Origin of the sequence: Psychroflexus halocasei, from assembly GCF_900107595.1 — a bacterium.
Taxonomy (GTDB): Bacteria; Bacteroidota; Bacteroidia; order Flavobacteriales; family Flavobacteriaceae; genus Psychroflexus; species Psychroflexus halocasei.
This window is the reverse complement of record NZ_FNQF01000002.1, coordinates 396,179-413,189: the sequence shown is the minus strand read 5'-3', so window position 1 is coordinate 413,189 and position 17,011 is coordinate 396,179. Positions and strand designations below refer to the sequence as shown.

Below are 17,011 nucleotides of genomic sequence, written 5' to 3'. Positions count from 1 at the left end.
TTAAGTGATAATTTTATGTTTCCTAGAATGTTCAATCGCTTTTGAACTTTCTTTAAAATAACAGACTTCAACATCTTGGTTTTCAATTTTCTTTAAAGTTGAAACGACCTCTTTTTTTTGATTACTTCCAACTTGCCTTATATAAATCGCCTTTATACGATTTGGATAAGTTTGACAAATTTTTTCATAAATAAAAGGATCTTTTTGAGAATCATCACCTAGTAAAACATAAGAAATTTCAGGGTAAAATGAAATGATGTCTTTGATTTTTTCCAATTTATGATTGTGCTGACCTCGACCAGTCATCAAGAAGTCAGTAATTCCTTTTTTTATTTTTTTGAGTTGAATAACAGCTTTTGGTAATTCATGTAATTGTGCAAAATTTTCAATAAATGCATATAAATTCCACTCACTGCTGGAAACATAGAAAAATGAATTAGATGCTTTTTTAGATTCTTGACCTGCCTGACTTAAAGCTTTATAATGGTCAACAACATCATCAAAAATCTTTCGTTTATTGACGTTTTTAGATAACATCACATATAGTTTTTTTAAGAAACTATTGCTGTGTGATATTAAAAAAGTATCATCTATATCTGAAATAATTGCATATTCAGATTCATAAGGTTTTAGGAATTCTCCTTTTTCGACAATACCAATTTTTTTGATTTTGCAACTGACTTCATAGGTGTGCCAGCCACTTTTTAGATCGCCATCGTAAGGGACATTAAATTCAAAGTAACCATCTTCTCGAGTTACAGCTTGTGCTGTCAAATTTTGAAATTTAAAATCAATCTCAATGTTTTTTAAAGGTTTTATCCTAAACATATGTATGACAGAAAAAGCGTGCTTGATTCCCTTTCTGTCTAGGCGAAATTTATCAGGCGCCCAAGACTTAAAAACATGTCCATAAACTTTAATTTCATTGTTATTTGCATAGCCGCGATAAAGTTTGAGATCGAGTTTCAAATTTTGATGTTTTAATGTGATTCTGTTGCTTTAAATTAATTAATTTTATGAACTGAAAGACGCCACAATGGAAAATTTACAAAAAGTTTTAATAATCGTCAATCCAATTTCAGGAAACATTGACAAAACAGATATTGTTGACAGAATTGTCAGTGTTTTAAATGAAAAAAATATAGCTTTTGAAATTTATAAAACCACAGGAGAAAATGATCATGCTGAAATAGTGAAAATTCTCGACAGACAAAAGTTTGATCGCATCTTTGTTTTAGGTGGAGACGGAACTTTAAAAATGCTTGCTGAGGTTTTGAAGGATGAGACTACGGCAGTCGCCTTATTTCCCACAGGTTCCGCTAACGGACTGTCTGTGAATCTTAATATTCCTGATAATTTGAATTCTCAAATTGATATTGCTTTGGGTGGAAATAAAATATCAATAGATATGTTGAAAATTGAAGATGAAATTTGTTTACATATCAGTGATTTTGGACTTAATGCTGAATTGATCAAAAATTATGAAGCATCAGCCATTCGTGGTAAAATGGGATATTTATTACAATCGCTTCCTACTTTATGGGAAAGCAGATATCCTTTTGATTTTACTATTAAATATAATGATAAGGAAATTAAAAGAAGTGGTGTTTTTCTGGCTTTTTCCAATGCTCAAAAATATGGAACAGGTGCTGTTGTCAATCCAAATGCAAAAATGGATGATGGTATTTTTGAAGTTTTAATTTTTAAAGATTTTGATGTCAAAGAAATTTTAAAAACGCTTTCAAATGAAATCGAATTTGATCCAAACATTGTTGAGATTTTCCCTGTTAAGGAAGTAGAAGTTTTTTGTCATCAACCTGTATCATTTCAGATAGATGGAGAATATTGCGGTGAAAAAGAAAAAGTCTCAGTTAAGCTCTCAACGAGAAAATTGCCGATTCTTATCCCTTAAAACTATAAACTTTTGTTGATATTGTTGATGTAATCTAAAATATCATCACGTCCAATTTTGTGAGCTGAAGAAGTGATGAAGTAAGGTGGCATTTCAGCCCAAGTCTCCAGCAATTTCGCAGAATAAGCAGCGACATTTTTTTCGATTTGAGTTGATTTTAACTTGTCAGCTTTTGTGAAAATAATAGAAAAAGGAATTGTGCTTTCGCCTAACCAAATCATAAAATCAAGATCAATTGGCTGAACTTCATGTCGAATATCGACTAAAACAAATGTGTTGACCAGTTGAGGCCTTTTTTCAAAATATGCTGTGATGTATTTTTGAAAAGTTCGTTTTTCCTTCTTGCTCACTTTTGCATAACCGTAACCTGGAAGATCGACAAGATGCCAATTGTCATTAATTAAGAAATGATTAATCAATCTTGTCTTTCCTGGTTTCCCAGAAACCTTTGCTAAATTTTTATGGTTAGTCAGCATGTTGATTAAGGAAGATTTTCCAACATTACTTCGACCGATAAAAGCATATTCAGGTAAAGAAGATTTTGGGCATTTAAGCACATCACTGTTGCTTTCAACGAATTTTGCAGATTTGATCAACATAAAATTAATTTTTAAAGATTTCTCTTTTTAAGCCAAGTGTATAGCACTTCATTAAATTCATTTGGATGCTCCATCATAGCAGCGTGACCGCATTTGTCAATCCAATGTAATTCAGAATCTGGAAGTAATTTGTTAAAATCTTCAGCCACATTTGGTGGAGTTACATTATCTTGTTTTCCCCAGATAATGCAAGTTGGCGTTGTCATCTCTGGTAAATCTTTCGACATATTGTGACGGATTGCACTTTTTGCAATCGCTAAAGTTCTGACTAATTTAGATCTATCATTGACCGTTTCATAAACATCATCAACAATTTCTTTAGTCGCAACTTCAGGATCGTAAAAGACATTTTCAGCCTTTTCTTTGATGTATTCATAGTTACCACGTTTAGGGTAGCTTTCACCCATGGCACTTTCATAAAGACCGGAACTCCCAGTAATAACAAGTGCTTTGACTAATTCGGGATAAAGTTTGGTTGTGAGTAAACCAATATGTCCGCCCAAGGAATTACCAATTAAAATGACTTGTCCATAATCGCGTTTCTCAATAAATTCTTTAATGAATTTGGTGATAACTTTAATGTTTGTTTTAAGAAGAGGTAAGTCGTACAACGGAAGTTCAGGTATGACAACTTTATAACCCTTTTCGGGAAAAAAACTCATGACACCATCGAAGTTACTCAATCCACCCATTAATCCATGAAGAATGACTAGTGGTTGACCTTCGCCATATTCAAAAAATTTAAACTTACCGTCTTGCTGTATATGTTGTTCCATTAAATCCGGTTCTTTGAATTCTCAAATATAATGATATTTATAAAAGCCTTGTTATGATTTTAAATTCAATTCAAATTATTTCTCTAAGGCTAATGTATTTTTAAATGAAAACAAATTCATTATCAATGAGTTGACTTCAAATCTTTGAAATGCTGCGCTATTCTTTGCTTTTCAAATTTTAAGAAATGGACTTGTGTAAAAACTTATCAACAATGTGGTGAAAAGTGGGTAAATGTGGGAAATTTTTCAATATATTTGAAATGTAATTTTTAGCAATGCTCAACTTTATAGGAACATATGAATGTAAAATCGACGCTAAAGGTCGACTCACATTGCCATCAGCACTCAAAAAGCAGTTAGCAAATGTTGTTGATGACGGCTTGGTGCTTAAGCGATCTGTATTTCAAAACTGCGTAGAAATTTATCCAATGCAGGAATGGGACAAGTTGATGGGCAAAATTAACCGCTTGAATAAATTTAAAAAGAAAAACAACGATTTTGTTAGAAAATTTACCGCTGGCGTGAAGTTGATAGAGGCGGATGCTAACTCTAGAATTTTAGTTCCAAAAGATTTATCAGCTTTTGCAGAGCTTCAAAAAGAAGTCGTTTTGTCTTCAGCCGGTGAAATGATCGAGATTTGGGATAAAGAAAATTATGAAAAAGTATTAAACGATGTTGATGATTTTGCTGAATTAGCAGAAGAAGTAATGGGAGATCAAGATGACGAATAAAGCATATCACATACCAGTTTTGCTTAAAGAATCAATCGATGCTTTGGCGATTAAGCCAGATGGCGTTTACGTTGATGTTACTTTTGGAGGTGGCGGACATTCACGTGAAATTTTATCACGCTTAGGTGATGAGGGAAAATTATATGCTTTTGATCAAGATCAAGATGCTGTTTTGAATAAAATAGATGATCCTAGATTTGAATTAATTGAAGCGAATTTTAGACATATCAATCGTTTTTTGAAATTTTATAAAGTCAAAAAAGTTGATGGGATTTTAGCTGATTTTGGTGTGTCTTCTCATCAATTCGATAAAGCAGAAAGAGGTTTTTCAACCCGTTTTGAAGGAAGTCTTGATATGAGAATGAATCAAAATGCAGAATTGAGCGCTACTGAACTTATTAATGAATATGAGGAAGAAGAGTTGACACGTGTTTTCAGACGCTATAGCGAATTAAAAATGGCGCATAAATTGGCTCGTGTTATTTCTCAAGCTAGACAAAATGAAAAAATACAAACGACAACGCAGCTCAATTCAATTGTTGAGCCTCTGTTACCAAAAACGAAAATAAATAAATTTTTAGCACAAATATATCAAGGCATTCGCATTGAAGTCAATCAAGAAATGCTGGCGCTTGAAGAATTTCTTGAGCAAACTCCAGATGTTTTATCTCAAGGAGGTCGCTTGAGTTGTATCACATATCATTCATTAGAAGATAGGTTGGTTAAGCGTTTTATAAGAGATGGAAACTTTTCCGGTCAGGTTCAAAAAGATTTTTATGGTAATAATTTAGCACCTCTTAAAAAGGTGGGGAAATTAATTGTTCCTCAAGAAAACGAAATTTTAGAAAATAATCGAGCAAGAAGCGCAAAGCTTCGTATTGCAGAAAAAGTATAAGTATGCAAGATGGTTTTTTTTCTTTTTTAAAAGGAGATTTTTTAACCAGTAAAGATTCATTGAAAACATGGGTTTTTATTGTGTATATCACTGTTTTAGCAATGATCATGATTGCGAGTTCTCATCAAGCAGAACAGAAAGTTTATGAAGTTGCAGAGCTCAATCAAGAATTGCAAGAATTAAGAAGTGAATTTGTTGATACAAGAAAACGCTTGATGCGTTTGAAAATGGAGTCAAATATAGCTGATATGATGAGTGAAAGGGGAATTTACACGTCGCTTAAACCAGCTTACAAAATTGTCGTTAAGTCAGAAGATGAATAAAGAAAAGCACATAATCAAACGTTATTTCATTGTTCTTGCTGTATTTTTTGCAGTGGCAGTGCTGATCGTTTATAAGCTTTTTACAATTCAATTTGTCGAAGGTGATAAATATGAAGACTTAGCCCAAAGTACAGTATATCGCACTTTTACAATTGATCCAAATCGCGGTAATGTTTATGATTCAAAAATGAATCTGTTAGCAACTTCTGTCACAAAGTATGAAATCCGTTTTGATCCAATTTCTGTTTCAGATGCTGATTTCAAAAAATATCTTAAACCTTTAGCAGATGGTTTAGCAGAAATTTTTCCTCGTTCTTCAAATCATTATCAAGTAAAGTTCAAGAAGGCACGTCAGCTCAATAACCGTTACGTTTTTATTGCAAAAAACCTTGATTATTCTGCGTATTTAAAAGTGAAAAGCTTACCGATGTTTAATCTCGGTGCCTATAAAGGCGGATTTATCGCTGAGCAATCTACAGTACGTGAATATCCACTTGGGAAAGTTGGAAAAAGAACTGTTGGCTACAATAATGTTGGCTTAGAAGGTGCTTTTGAAGATTATTTACAAGGAGAAAAAGGGCAACGTTTAAAACAGAAAATAGCAAAAGGTCAATGGAAACCTATTACAGATATAAATCAAATAGAACCAGTTGATGGTCTTGATGTTGTTACGACAATTGATGTGAACATTCAAGATATTACACATCATGCTTTGCTGAAACAACTTGAAGCTTTTGAAGCTGATCACGGAACTGCTATTGTGATGGAAACCAAAACTGGTGAAATAAAGGCGATCGCCAACCTAGGGATGAGCAAAGAGTTCGGTAAATATTATGAAAAAAGAAATTACGCTGTTTACGAAACGCATGAACCAGGCTCAACTTTTAAATTAATGAGTTTAGTTGCAGCTTTAGAGGATAAAGTTGTTGACACGAGCACTGTTATTGACACTGAAAAAGGGCGTATTAAATATTTTGATCGTGTGGTCACAGATTCACGTTTGGGTGGTTATGGTGAAATTTCTGTTGCTCGTGCTTTGGAGTTATCTTCAAACACGGCTTTTGCAAAAATGATTTATAACAATTATAAAGACAAACCAGAGCAATTCTCTAATCGTTTAAAAATGATGGGATTAGATGAGAAAATAGGTTTGCAAATAAAAGGAGAAGGACACCCGCATATACCACATCCTGATGATGCAAATTGGTATGGAACAACTCTACCGTGGATGTCTTTTGGATATGGTGTTTCGCTGACGGCTTTACAAACATTAACTTTTTATAATGCCATTGCAAATGATGGAATGTTGGTCAAACCAAAATTTATTAAATCAGTTAGAGATCGTGATCGAATTATTGAAAGCTATGAAGAGCCAATTATTTCAGGAAGTGTTTGCTCCGAAGAAACAGCTAAACAAGCAAGAAATATTTTGCAAAATGCTGTTGAGCGAGGAACTGCTGAAGGAATTTACTCAGAAGCTTTCTCAATGGCAGGCAAAACTGGCACATGTCAAACTGAATACTGGAAGGGTTCAGGGAAATACATCTCTTCTTTTGCAGGTTATTTCCCAGCAGACGAACCAAAATATTCATGCATTATCGTCATTCATAAACCAAATCCGAAAATAGGTTATTATGGAAGTAAAGTAGCAGCACCTGTTTTTAAAAGTATTGCTAAGAAAATTTATTCCGATACGCCATTGGTTGATGAAATTGAAAAAGTTCAATTTGCTTCATTAAAAGAAGAAGAATCATCAGATAATTACAATGAAATAGCTAGAAAGTATAAAACCATTATGCCAAATTTAGTCGGAATGCCAGCAATGGATGCCATTTCTATTTTGGAAAATAATGGTCTTAATGTAAAGCTAATCGGCGAAGGGAAAGTCGTGAAGCAATCTATTTCAGCAGGAACAAAAATCAAATCTCAAACACAAATAAATTTAATTTTAGGTTGAAACAATTAAAAGACATATTATATAGAGTTTCTCTTGAAGAAGTTATCGGTCGAACAGATCAAGACATCAATGCCATACATTTTGATTCTCGTGAAATCAAAACCAATGATTGTTTTGTAGCAATTGATGGCGAGAAAGCAAATGGACATGATTTTATAGAAAAAGCTGTTGAGCTTGGTGCGACTGCAGTAATTTGTGAAGAAATGCCGAAAAACATCTCGAATGATGTGACTTATGTTAGGGTGAATGACTCTCGTCAAGCTTTGGCTTATATGGCAAATCATTATTACGATTCTCCTTCAAAGTCTTTGAAATTAATCGGTGTGACAGGAACCAACGGAAAAACAACAACGACGAGTTTGATGTATCAATTGTTTCAAAACCTTGGATTTCCAGTGGGTTTGATTTCAACCGTTGTGATTAAAATTAATGAGAAATCTATTTCAACTTCATTAACAACACCTGATTCATTAACAATCAATAAGCACATGAGAGATATGGTTGATGCTGGTGTTGAATATTGTTTTATGGAAGTGAGCTCACACGGAATCGATCAAAAAAGAACTCTAGGTTTAGACTTTGATGTCGCTGCTTTTACGAATTTATCTCATGATCACCTTGATTATCATCATTCATTTGCTGAATATCGCGATGTCAAAAAACGACTTTTCGATCAACTTCCAAAAACTGCTGTTGCGGTCAGTAATAAAGATGATAAAAATGGTGAATTCATTTTACAAAACACCTCTGCAAAAAAAGTTTTCTATGGGATTAAAACCATTGCAGATTTTAGGGCTAAAATTTTAGAAAAAAGTTTTGAAGGTTTAAAATTAGAATTAAATGGCCTTGAAGTTTGGTCGAGATTCATCGGAGATTTTAATGTTTATAATCTTCTAGCAGTTTACGCAGTTGCGTCACAGTTTGATTTATCAGAACTTGAAATTGTTGAAGCATTAACAAAATTAGAACCAGTAGCTGGTCGTTTTCAACATCTTGTTTCTCCTAAAAAGAAAGTTCATGCCGTTGTTGATTATGCGCATACACCAGATGCTTTAGAAAACGTGTTAAAAACACTCAATTCTATTCGTACAAATAACGAAACACTCACAACAATTGTTGGTTGTGGCGGAAATCGAGATAAAACAAAACGTCCTGTGATGGGAAATATCGCGACGAGTTTAAGCACACAAGTGATATTTACTAGTGACAATCCACGTTTTGAAAATCCAGACGAAATAATCGATGATGTTGAAGCTGGCGTTGAAGCACAAAACACTTCAAAATATATCAGAATAACAGACAGAGGTCAGGCGATAAAAACGGCTTGTAAAATGGCTCAAGCAAACGATATTATTCTTATTGCTGGAAAAGGACACGAAACTTATCAAGATGTCAATGGCGTTAAAAATGACTTTGATGATGTTGAGCATGTGACAACTAATTTTAAACTTTTTAATCTTTAATCATGCTCTATTATTTATTTGATTTTATAGAAGAGAATTACAACTTGCCAGGCGCAAGATTGTTTCAATATATTTCATTTAGGGCTGCATTTGCATTGATTTTTGCACTCTTGATTTCAACGATTTTTGGTAAACGTATTATTTTGTTTTTACAAAGAAAACAAATTGGCGAAAGTGTTCGTGAACTTGGGTTACAAGGTCAAGTTGAAAAAGCAGGAACACCAACAATGGGAGGCTTGATAATTATTATTGCGACTTTAATTCCCGTTTTATTATTCAATCAGCTTGATAATATTTACATCATTTTGCTCATCATCACAACTTTATGGATGGGAGCAATCGGTTTTTTAGATGATTACATCAAAACTTTTAAAAAGAATAAAGAAGGTTTAAAAGGGAAATTTAAAGTTATAGGGCAAATTGGTTTAGGCTTAATCGTTGGTGCAACTATGTATTTTCATGACGATGTCACCGTGCGTGAAGCCAAAGTGATCAAAAATACAGTTGAAGAAACTAAAATTGAACAAGCCAATGAAGTGAAGTCAACAACGACAACAATTCCTTTTGTTAAAAATAATGAACTTGATTATTCAAAAGCATTGACTTGGATTTCAGAAGATTTAGGCGCTTATGCTTGGATTATTTTCATACCAATTGTCATCTTTATTGTCACGGCTGTTTCCAATGGAGCTAATCTCACAGATGGTGTTGATGGCTTAGCAGCAGGAAGCTCGGCAATCATAGTTCTTACCTTAGGTATTTTTGCATGGGTTTCGGGTAACCTTATTTTTTCAGATTATCTCGATGTCATGTACATTCCGCGATCTGGCGAAATGACGATTTATATCGCTGCTTTTGTTGGTGCTTTAATTGGTTTCTTGTGGTATAATACGTATCCAGCTCAAATTTTTATGGGCGATACGGGGAGTTTAACCATTGGTGGAATCATTGCTGTGATTGCAATTGCAACACGTAAAGAACTTTTAATTCCGATATTATGTGGTATATTTTTTATAGAAAATTTATCTGTTGTTCTTCAGGTAGGTTGGTTTAAATATACACGAAAAAGATTTGGTGAAGGCCGACGTGTTTTCTTAATGTCGCCTTTGCATCACCATTACCAAAAACTTGGATTTCATGAAAGTAAAATTGTTGTGCGCTTTTGGATTATCGGAATCTTATTAGCTGTGATTACAATTGTAACACTAAAAATTAGATAATGAAAAAGCTCGTTGTACTTGGTGGAGGAGAAAGTGGAGTTGGTGCTGCAATATTGGGGCAGGTGAAGGGGTACGATGTGTTTTTATCTGATCGAAATCAATTAAAGAATAAGTATAAAAACTTACTTCAAGAATATGATATCTCTTTTGAAGAAGGACAACATAATAAAGAGCGAATTTCAGAAGCTGATTTAATTGTCAAAAGTCCTGGAATCCCTGATTCTGTTGCTTTGATTAAAGATTCTATCAAAGCAGGCATAGAAGTGATCTCAGAAATAGAATTTGGCTTCAGATATTGTGATGCTAAAATCATTGCCATTACAGGTTCAAACGGAAAGACCACAGTCACAAAAATGGTTTATCATATTTTGAAATCTGCTGGATTATCTGTTGCCATGGCAGGCAATGTCGGCGATAGTTTTGCAATGCATTTAGCTACCCAAAAAGCTGATAATTATGTTCTTGAAATCAGCAGTTTTCAACTCGATGGTTGTGTGACTTTTAAGCCGCATATATCAATTTTAACTTCAATAACGCCTGATCACTTAGATCGATATGAAGACAGTTTTGAACTTTACAGAGCCTCGAAATTTAGAATTTTAAAAAATCAAACCTCTGAAGATTTTTTCATTTATAATAAAGATGAAAAATCGATTACAGAATACTTGAATCAAATCAATGTCCCGGTGCAAATGATTCCGTTTAGCCGAACACATCTTCAGCAAGATCTGTCAGCATTTATAGAAAATAATAAAATACAAATCAATTTACCCTTAGATAAGTCATTTAGTATGTCAGTAGATAATTTAAACGTTAAAGGTGCGCATAACGCACAAAACGCAATGGCTGCATCAGCTGCAGCACGTTTGTTGAAAATTAGAAAACAAACAATTCGTGAAAGTATGGAAAGCTTTAAAGGTGTTGAACACCGTTTGGAAGATGTCCGCAAATTTGAAAATGTGTCATACATCAATGATTCAAAAGCAACGAATATCAACGCAACTTTTTATGCTTTAGATAGTATGACAAAACCAACAGTTTGGATAGTTGGTGGTGTTGATAAAGGTAATGCTTACAAAGACTTACTGAATTTAGTGAATCATAAAGTCAAAGCAATCGTGTGTCTTGGTTTAGATAATTCAAAAATTATTGAAGCTTTTGGAAAAAGCGTTGATGATGTGATTGAAACAGATTCAATGGAAGAAGCGGTTTTGGCAGCTCAACATTTTGCTGTAACAGGTGATGCAGTGTTGCTTTCACCAGCTTGTGCTAGTTTTGATTTGTTTGAAAATTATGAAGATCGTGGAAATCAATTTAAGAAAGTAGTGAATAATTTATAACATATAAGAGGTGCTAAAGTTTTTGAAAAATATTGAAGGAGATCGAGCTATTTGGGCAGTTGTTGCCATCCTGGCTTTATTTTCTATCGTTCCTGTTTTTAGTGCAAGTAGTAATCTTGCATATATCAACGGAGGCGATGGAAACACATTTTCTTATGTTTTAAAGCATTTGGTACATCTCAGTTTAGGCTTTGCACTAATTTATTTCTTTCACCGTGTCCCTTACCATTATTTCAAAGGGATCTCGATGATCATGATTCCTTTTGTCATCTTATTATTAGTGATAACATTAACGCAAGGAACAACAATTGGCGGCGCGAATGCAAGTCGATGGATTTTTGTGCCTTATGTCAACCTTTCGTTTCAAACTTCAAGTTTAGCGTCAGTTGTTTTATTGATGTATGTAGCGCGGTATCTCGCTAAATATAAAGATAAAGAAATCAGTTTTAAGCAAAGTGTATTCTTTTTATGGATACCTGTATTTTTTGTGACAGGTCTTATTTTACCTGCCAATTTATCAACAGCAGCTTTGATATTTATGATGGTGATTATTTTGGCTTTTATAGGTCAGTATCCTATGAAATTTATAGGTTATGTGATAGGTATTAGTGTTGCTTTCCTCTTGATTTTTGGACTGACAGCTAAAGCTTTTCCAGATCTTTTTCCAAATAGAGTCGATACGTGGATAAGCCGAATTGAGAATTTTTCTGAAGCTTCTGGAGAAGAGCAATATCAAGTTGAAAAAGCAAAAATTGCCATTGCAACTGGTGGAATCTTTGGGCAAGGTGCTGGTAAAAGTGTTCAACGACACTTCCTGCCACAATCATCATCAGATTTTATTTACGCCATTATTGTTGAAGAATTTGGACTTATTGGTGGTATTTCAGTTTTGTTAGCTTATTTATTCTTGTTTTTCAGGTTTACAATTGTTGTTGTGAAATCATCAAGTTTTTATGCCAAGCTTTTAGCGATTGCTGTTGGCTTACCAATCATTTTTCAAGCATTGATTAACATGAGTGTTGCTGTAGAATTGATTCCGGTTACAGGGCAAACTCTACCACTCATTAGTAGTGGAGGTTCATCTATATGGATGACATGTGTTGCTTTAGGCGTGATGTTGAGTGTTAGTAAAAAATCAAACAGATCTGAAAAAACGAATGACGAAACCGAAGCAAATGAATCTGAAGAAAATCCTTTAGATGTTTTAAGTGAAACTGTATGAAAAAACATAGATACATCATATCAGGCGGAGGCACAGGCGGACATATTTATCCAGCCGTTGCAATCGCGGAAGAACTTAAAAAACGTTTCCCTGAAGCTGAATTTCTTTTTATAGGGGCAAAGGGAAAAATGGAAATGGAAAAAATTCCTCAATTAGGTTATAATATTAAAGGACTTTGGATTAGTGGGATTCAAAGAAAATTTGATTTGAAGAATTTTCTTTTTCCTTTTAAACTCATTTTTAGTTTGTTGCAATCCGTCGCGATCATGATCAAATTTCAGCCATCAATGGCAATTGGTACAGGTGGTTTTGCATCTGCAGCTGCATTGAAAGCAGCGAGTTGGTTAAGCATTCCGACACTTATACAGGAACAAAATTCATATGCAGGCATCACAAATAAATGGTTAGCACCTGGTGCAAAATCAATATGTGTTGCTTATGAGAATATGGACGCTTATTTTCCTGAAGCAAAAATTAAATTAACTGGAAATCCGATCCGTTTAAATTTATTGAATCAGAAATTATCTTCTGAAGAAGCAAAACAAAAACTAGGTTTATCTACTGGTCAGCAAGCTGTTTTTGTTGTGGGCGGAAGCCTTGGCTCACAAAGAATAAATGAATTAATTGCAGAGAAATTGAACTGGTTTCAATCGCATCATATCCAAGTGATTTGGCAAACAGGTCAGTTGTATTACGAACGTTACAAAGATTTAGAAAACGATAGCGTCAAGGTCTTAAAGTATATCGAAGACATGAATCTGACTTATGCAGCTAGTGATGTCATTATTTCAAGAGCAGGCGCGGGTTCTGTAAGTGAATTAGCAATTGTTGGCAAGCCTGTTTTATTCATTCCTTCGCCAAATGTAGCCGAGAATCATCAAGTCAAAAATGCTGAAGCTATTGTTGATAAAGATGCTGCTTTAATGTTAGAAGAACATAATCTTGATAAGGAATTTGACGATATCATGCATAAGCTTACCTCAGACATTGAGTTACAAGAAAACTTAAGCCATAATTTTAAAAAATTAGCTAAGCCAAATGCAACGAAGGAAATTGTGGATGAAATAGAACGAATAGAAAAACCAAGATCTTAATGCGTGCTTTTAAAAACATAAAAAATATTTTCTTTATCGGTATTGGTGGTATCGGGATGAGTTCGCTTGCACGTTATTTTAATCAAAACGGTTTTGCCGTTTCAGGTTACGATAGGACAAAAACTGATTTAATTCAAAATCTTGAAAAAGAAGGCGTTCAGTTCATAAGTGAATTCAATTTAAAAGCACTTCAAGAATTTTCCAAAGAAGAAACACTTGTTGTTTATACAGCTGCTATACAAGCCAATAATCCCTTACTGATATATTTTAATGAGCAAAATTTTAAGTGTCTTAAACGAGCTAAGGTTTTAGGAGAAATTACTACAGGCACTCCAACATTAGCTGTTGCAGGAACACACGGAAAAACCACAACTTCAGCTATGCTTGCATTTATGCTTTACAAAGCAGGTTTGAAAGTCACAGGTTTTTTAGGTGGAATTCTTAATAATTTTAATTCTAATTATATCTCAACGGGCAGCGATGTGTTTGTTGTTGAAGCTGATGAATTTGATCGATCTTTTATGTCACTATCTCCTACGCATGCGTGTGTGATCGCAATGGATCCTGATCATCTTGATATTTATGAAACAAAAGAAGCTTTTGAAAAAACCTTTATTGATTTCTTACAAAAAATTTCTTCAAAAGATCAAATATTTATCAGTGAAGAAATCGATTTAGAGGGAAAGAAAATATCTCTCAATTCAATTAATACTGAGATATATATAGAAAATATTTGTATTAAAAATGGACATTTTTACTTCGATTATATTTCAGAAGACATTCAATTGAGAAATATTCAGTCGAATTTACCTGGAAAACATAATGTAATAAACTCGGCTATGGCATTGAGTTTAGCAACTTCTTATGCGCCAGAACATGCACAGGTTTATGCTGATGCATTGTCTGATTTTGAAGGCATACAGCGTCGATTTAATAAAGTCATTGACACTGATGAACTCGTTTTAATCGATGATTACGCACATCACCCAAAAGAGATTGAAGCTGTTCTCGATGCGGTTAATGATTTGTATCCTGATGAAAAAAAATCCGTTATTTTTCAACCACATCTTTACACGCGAACAAGAGATTTTGCAGATGAGTTTATAAAGGTTTTAAATGGTTTTGATGAAGTCAATTTATTAGAAATTTATCCAGCGCGTGAAGAACCGATTGAAGGGATTAATGCAGAGTTTTTATACCATAAAATTAAAAGAGAAAAATATATAATTGAAAAAGAAGAAATAAAGGATAAAGTATTTAAAAATAAAAATAGAATTGTACTCATGCTAGGCGCAGGAGATATTGGTGTAGAGGTTCAGAAACTACTAAAAACCATAGCACTATGATGAATTGGTCTATCATAAGAATAATAGTTGTCTTTGTCTTTGCAGGGGCTTTATATGGCTTTGCAAAAAAGAATCATAACAAACGCGAAATAAGTGGTATCAAAGTTTACTTTGATGATGTGCAAGCGCTTTTTATCGATGAAAAAACAATAGAGAATTTGTTGAAAGAAAATATGGCAGACAGTTTAAATTTTTCTAAATATATGTTAGATTTGAATGGACTAGAACAAATGTTAAATGAAAATAAAATGATTGCTTCTGCTGACATTTATTCAGACATTAAAGGTGAGTTGGGTGTACGCGTTTTACAGCGTGAACCAATAGCACGTTTTTATGATGAAAGCTACCAGTATTTAGACAAAAATGGCGATATTATGCCGTTGTCAAAATTATATTCGGCACGTGTGCCTTTGGTATCTGGTTTTTCAGAAGAAGAAATCTCTATAATTTATCCACTTTTAAGGACATTTTATAAGGATGAATTTTTAAAAAAACATATCATTGCACTCCGTAAAAAAGCGGGAAAACCACAAATTGAGTTAAGTGTTAGAAATCAAGACTATACCATAGATTTTGGAACAACAGAACATATAGAGCTGAAAATTTCTAACTATAAAGCTTTTTATTTAAAAGCAAAAAAGGATAAAAAATTAAAAGACTACAAAACGATTAATTTGCAATTTGGTAATCAAGTCGTTTGTACTTTAAAGCAATAGTTTGTAACATGGAAAATGATAATATTGTAGTAGGTCTAGACGTCGGTACAACTAAAATTGTTGCCATGATTGGTCGTGAAAATCAATACGGAAAAGTTGAAATTCTCGGCATCGGGCGTACGAAAAGTTTAGGTGTTCATAGAGGTGTTGTCAATAACATTACGCAAACCATTCAATCAATTCAGCAAGCATTGCAACAAGCTGAATCAAATTCAAAAACTGAAGTAGAAGAGGTGACTGTTGGTATTGCAGGTCAGCATATCCGTAGTTTGCAGCACAGTGATTATATCACAAGACAAAATCCTGAGGAAGTTATCAATGATGAAGATATCGAAAACTTATGCGATCAAGTTCATAAGTTAGTGATGCTTCCTGGTGAAGAAATAATACATGTTTTACCTCAAGAATATAAAGTTGATGGCCAATCAGAAATTGTTGAACCTCGCGGTATGTCAGGCGGTCGTTTAGAAGCCAACTTTCATGTTGTTGTAGGTCAAATTTCATCGATTAGAAATATTGCACGTTGCGTTCAGAATTCTGGACTCAACCTCAACGGAATGACTTTGGAACCATTAGCTTCGGCTGATGCAGTTTTGAGTCAAGAAGAAAAAGAAGCTGGTGTTGCCATCATAGATATCGGTGGTGGAACAACAGATTTAGCGATTTTTAAAGACGGTATTATTCGTCATACGGCTGTTATTCCATTTGGAGGAAACGTTATTACTGAAGATATTAAAGAAGGTTGCTCCATCATTGAAAAACAAGCAGAACTTCTAAAAATAAAATTTGGATCAGCTTGGCCAGGAGAAAATAAGGAAAACGAAATCGTTTCAATTCCTGGGTTAAGAGGTCGTGAACCAAAAGAGATTTCTTTAAAGAACCTTTCAAAAATTATTCATTACCGTGCGGTAGAAATCATTGAGCAAGTTTTTTTAGAAATTAAGAATTACGGACACGAGGAGCAAAAGAAAAAATTAATTGCTGGGATTGTGATTACTGGAGGAGGTGCACAACTCAAGCATTTAAAGCAGTTAGTTGAGTATGTGACTGGCATGGACACGCGTGTTGGTTTTCCTAACGAGCATTTGGCAGGTGACACAGATGATGAAATTGCAAGCCCAATGTATGCAACTGCTGTAGGCCTTGTGATGGATAGTTTAAAACGTCAAGTAGAAGAAAAAAGAGAAGCGCAGGAGGCGCAACAAGAAGAGTTGGAAAACTCTGAAAACATAGAAGAGAATATCACTGACCAATCAGAAACTGAAAAAAAAATACACCGGGACAAAGATTCGTTTCTTCATGAAGACTACGAATCCAAGAAACCTGCAGAACCAAAACGCAGTTTTTTTGATAAGTTTTTTGACAAAGTGAAGGATTTTTTAGATAAAGCAGAATAAGTAAAGAAAATTACGACAAA

16 protein-coding genes are annotated in these 17,011 nt (G+C 33.9%); 13 read left to right on the top strand and 3 right to left on the bottom strand.

The features are described 5' to 3' along the window. The gene (locus BLV84_RS03905; RefSeq protein ID WP_093239806.1) at positions 1-969 is read right to left on the bottom strand and encodes an App1 family protein; all 969 of its coding nucleotides are present in this window, start codon (positions 967-969) and stop codon (positions 1-3) included. 67 nt (positions 970-1,036) lie between these two features. Here BLV84_RS03905 and BLV84_RS03900 point away from each other — a divergent pair, with 67 nt between their 5' ends. Next, a complete protein-coding gene (locus tag BLV84_RS03900) occupies positions 1,037-1,912 on the top strand; it encodes a diacylglycerol/lipid kinase family protein (protein ID WP_093239801.1) in 876 nt (291 codons plus the stop codon). A gap of 2 nt (positions 1,913-1,914) precedes the next feature. Here the strand turns inward: BLV84_RS03900 and yihA are convergent, their stop codons facing one another. Together yihA and BLV84_RS03890 are read right to left on the bottom strand one after the other, a co-directional pair. Continuing rightward, positions 1,915-2,511 carry a ribosome biogenesis GTP-binding protein YihA/YsxC gene (gene yihA, locus BLV84_RS03895; protein WP_093239797.1) on the bottom strand — a complete coding sequence of 199 codons (597 nt, stop codon included), beginning with the start codon at positions 2,509-2,511 and terminating at the stop codon, positions 1,915-1,917. A gap of 11 nt (positions 2,512-2,522) precedes the next feature. Then, positions 2,523-3,287, bottom strand: coding sequence for an alpha/beta fold hydrolase (locus BLV84_RS03890; RefSeq protein ID WP_093239793.1), 765 nt, complete (start codon positions 3,285-3,287; stop codon positions 2,523-2,525). 275 nt (positions 3,288-3,562) lie between these two features. Between BLV84_RS03890 and mraZ the strand changes: the two genes are divergently transcribed. From mraZ to ftsA, 12 genes are read left to right on the top strand one after another with little or no spacing between them, the layout of a single operon-like run. Further along, positions 3,563-4,018 carry a division/cell wall cluster transcriptional repressor MraZ gene (gene mraZ, locus BLV84_RS03885; protein ID WP_093239789.1) on the top strand — a complete coding sequence of 152 codons (456 nt, stop codon included), beginning with the start codon at positions 3,563-3,565 and terminating at the stop codon, positions 4,016-4,018. Next, a complete protein-coding gene (gene rsmH, locus BLV84_RS03880) occupies positions 4,008-4,913 on the top strand; it encodes a 16S rRNA (cytosine(1402)-N(4))-methyltransferase RsmH (protein ID WP_093239786.1) in 906 nt (301 codons plus the stop codon). The genes mraZ and rsmH overlap by 11 nt, the downstream gene beginning before the upstream one ends. Positions 4,914-4,915: 2 nt before the next feature. Next, positions 4,916-5,236, top strand: a complete 321-nt coding sequence (locus tag BLV84_RS03875; protein ID WP_093239782.1) for an FtsL-like putative cell division protein — start codon at positions 4,916-4,918, stop codon at positions 5,234-5,236. Beyond that, the gene (locus BLV84_RS03870; RefSeq protein WP_093239779.1) at positions 5,229-7,193 is read left to right on the top strand and encodes a penicillin-binding protein; all 1,965 of its coding nucleotides are present in this window, start codon (positions 5,229-5,231) and stop codon (positions 7,191-7,193) included. The genes BLV84_RS03875 and BLV84_RS03870 overlap by 8 nt, the downstream gene beginning before the upstream one ends. Then, entirely contained in the window at positions 7,190-8,656 is a 1,467-nt protein-coding gene (locus BLV84_RS03865; protein WP_093239775.1) for a UDP-N-acetylmuramoyl-L-alanyl-D-glutamate--2,6-diaminopimelate ligase, read from the top strand. Before BLV84_RS03870 ends, BLV84_RS03865 begins: the two co-directional genes overlap by 4 nt. Positions 8,657-8,658: 2 nt before the next feature. After that, a complete protein-coding gene (gene mraY, locus BLV84_RS03860) occupies positions 8,659-9,876 on the top strand; it encodes a phospho-N-acetylmuramoyl-pentapeptide-transferase (RefSeq protein ID WP_093239771.1) in 1,218 nt (405 codons plus the stop codon). After that, the gene (murD, locus tag BLV84_RS03855; RefSeq protein ID WP_093239767.1) at positions 9,876-11,216 is read left to right on the top strand and encodes a UDP-N-acetylmuramoyl-L-alanine--D-glutamate ligase; all 1,341 of its coding nucleotides are present in this window, start codon (positions 9,876-9,878) and stop codon (positions 11,214-11,216) included. Before mraY ends, murD begins: the two co-directional genes overlap by 1 nt. A 10-nt stretch (positions 11,217-11,226) precedes the next feature. Further along, entirely contained in the window at positions 11,227-12,438 is a 1,212-nt protein-coding gene (locus tag BLV84_RS03850; RefSeq protein WP_093239763.1) for an FtsW/RodA/SpoVE family cell cycle protein, read from the top strand. Next, positions 12,435-13,532 carry an undecaprenyldiphospho-muramoylpentapeptide beta-N-acetylglucosaminyltransferase gene (gene murG / locus BLV84_RS03845; protein WP_093239758.1) on the top strand — a complete coding sequence of 366 codons (1,098 nt, stop codon included), beginning with the start codon at positions 12,435-12,437 and terminating at the stop codon, positions 13,530-13,532. The genes BLV84_RS03850 and murG overlap by 4 nt, the downstream gene beginning before the upstream one ends. Then, positions 13,532-14,878, top strand: coding sequence for a UDP-N-acetylmuramate--L-alanine ligase (gene murC / locus BLV84_RS03840; RefSeq protein WP_093239753.1), 1,347 nt, complete (start codon positions 13,532-13,534; stop codon positions 14,876-14,878). Before murG ends, murC begins: the two co-directional genes overlap by 1 nt. Next, a complete protein-coding gene (locus BLV84_RS03835) occupies positions 14,875-15,594 on the top strand; it encodes a cell division protein FtsQ/DivIB (RefSeq protein WP_093239749.1) in 720 nt (239 codons plus the stop codon). The genes murC and BLV84_RS03835 overlap by 4 nt, the downstream gene beginning before the upstream one ends. Positions 15,595-15,602: 8 nt before the next feature. After that, positions 15,603-16,991 carry a cell division protein FtsA gene (ftsA, locus tag BLV84_RS03830; protein WP_093239745.1) on the top strand — a complete coding sequence of 463 codons (1,389 nt, stop codon included), beginning with the start codon at positions 15,603-15,605 and terminating at the stop codon, positions 16,989-16,991. The last annotated feature ends 20 nt before the right edge of the window (positions 16,992-17,011 follow it).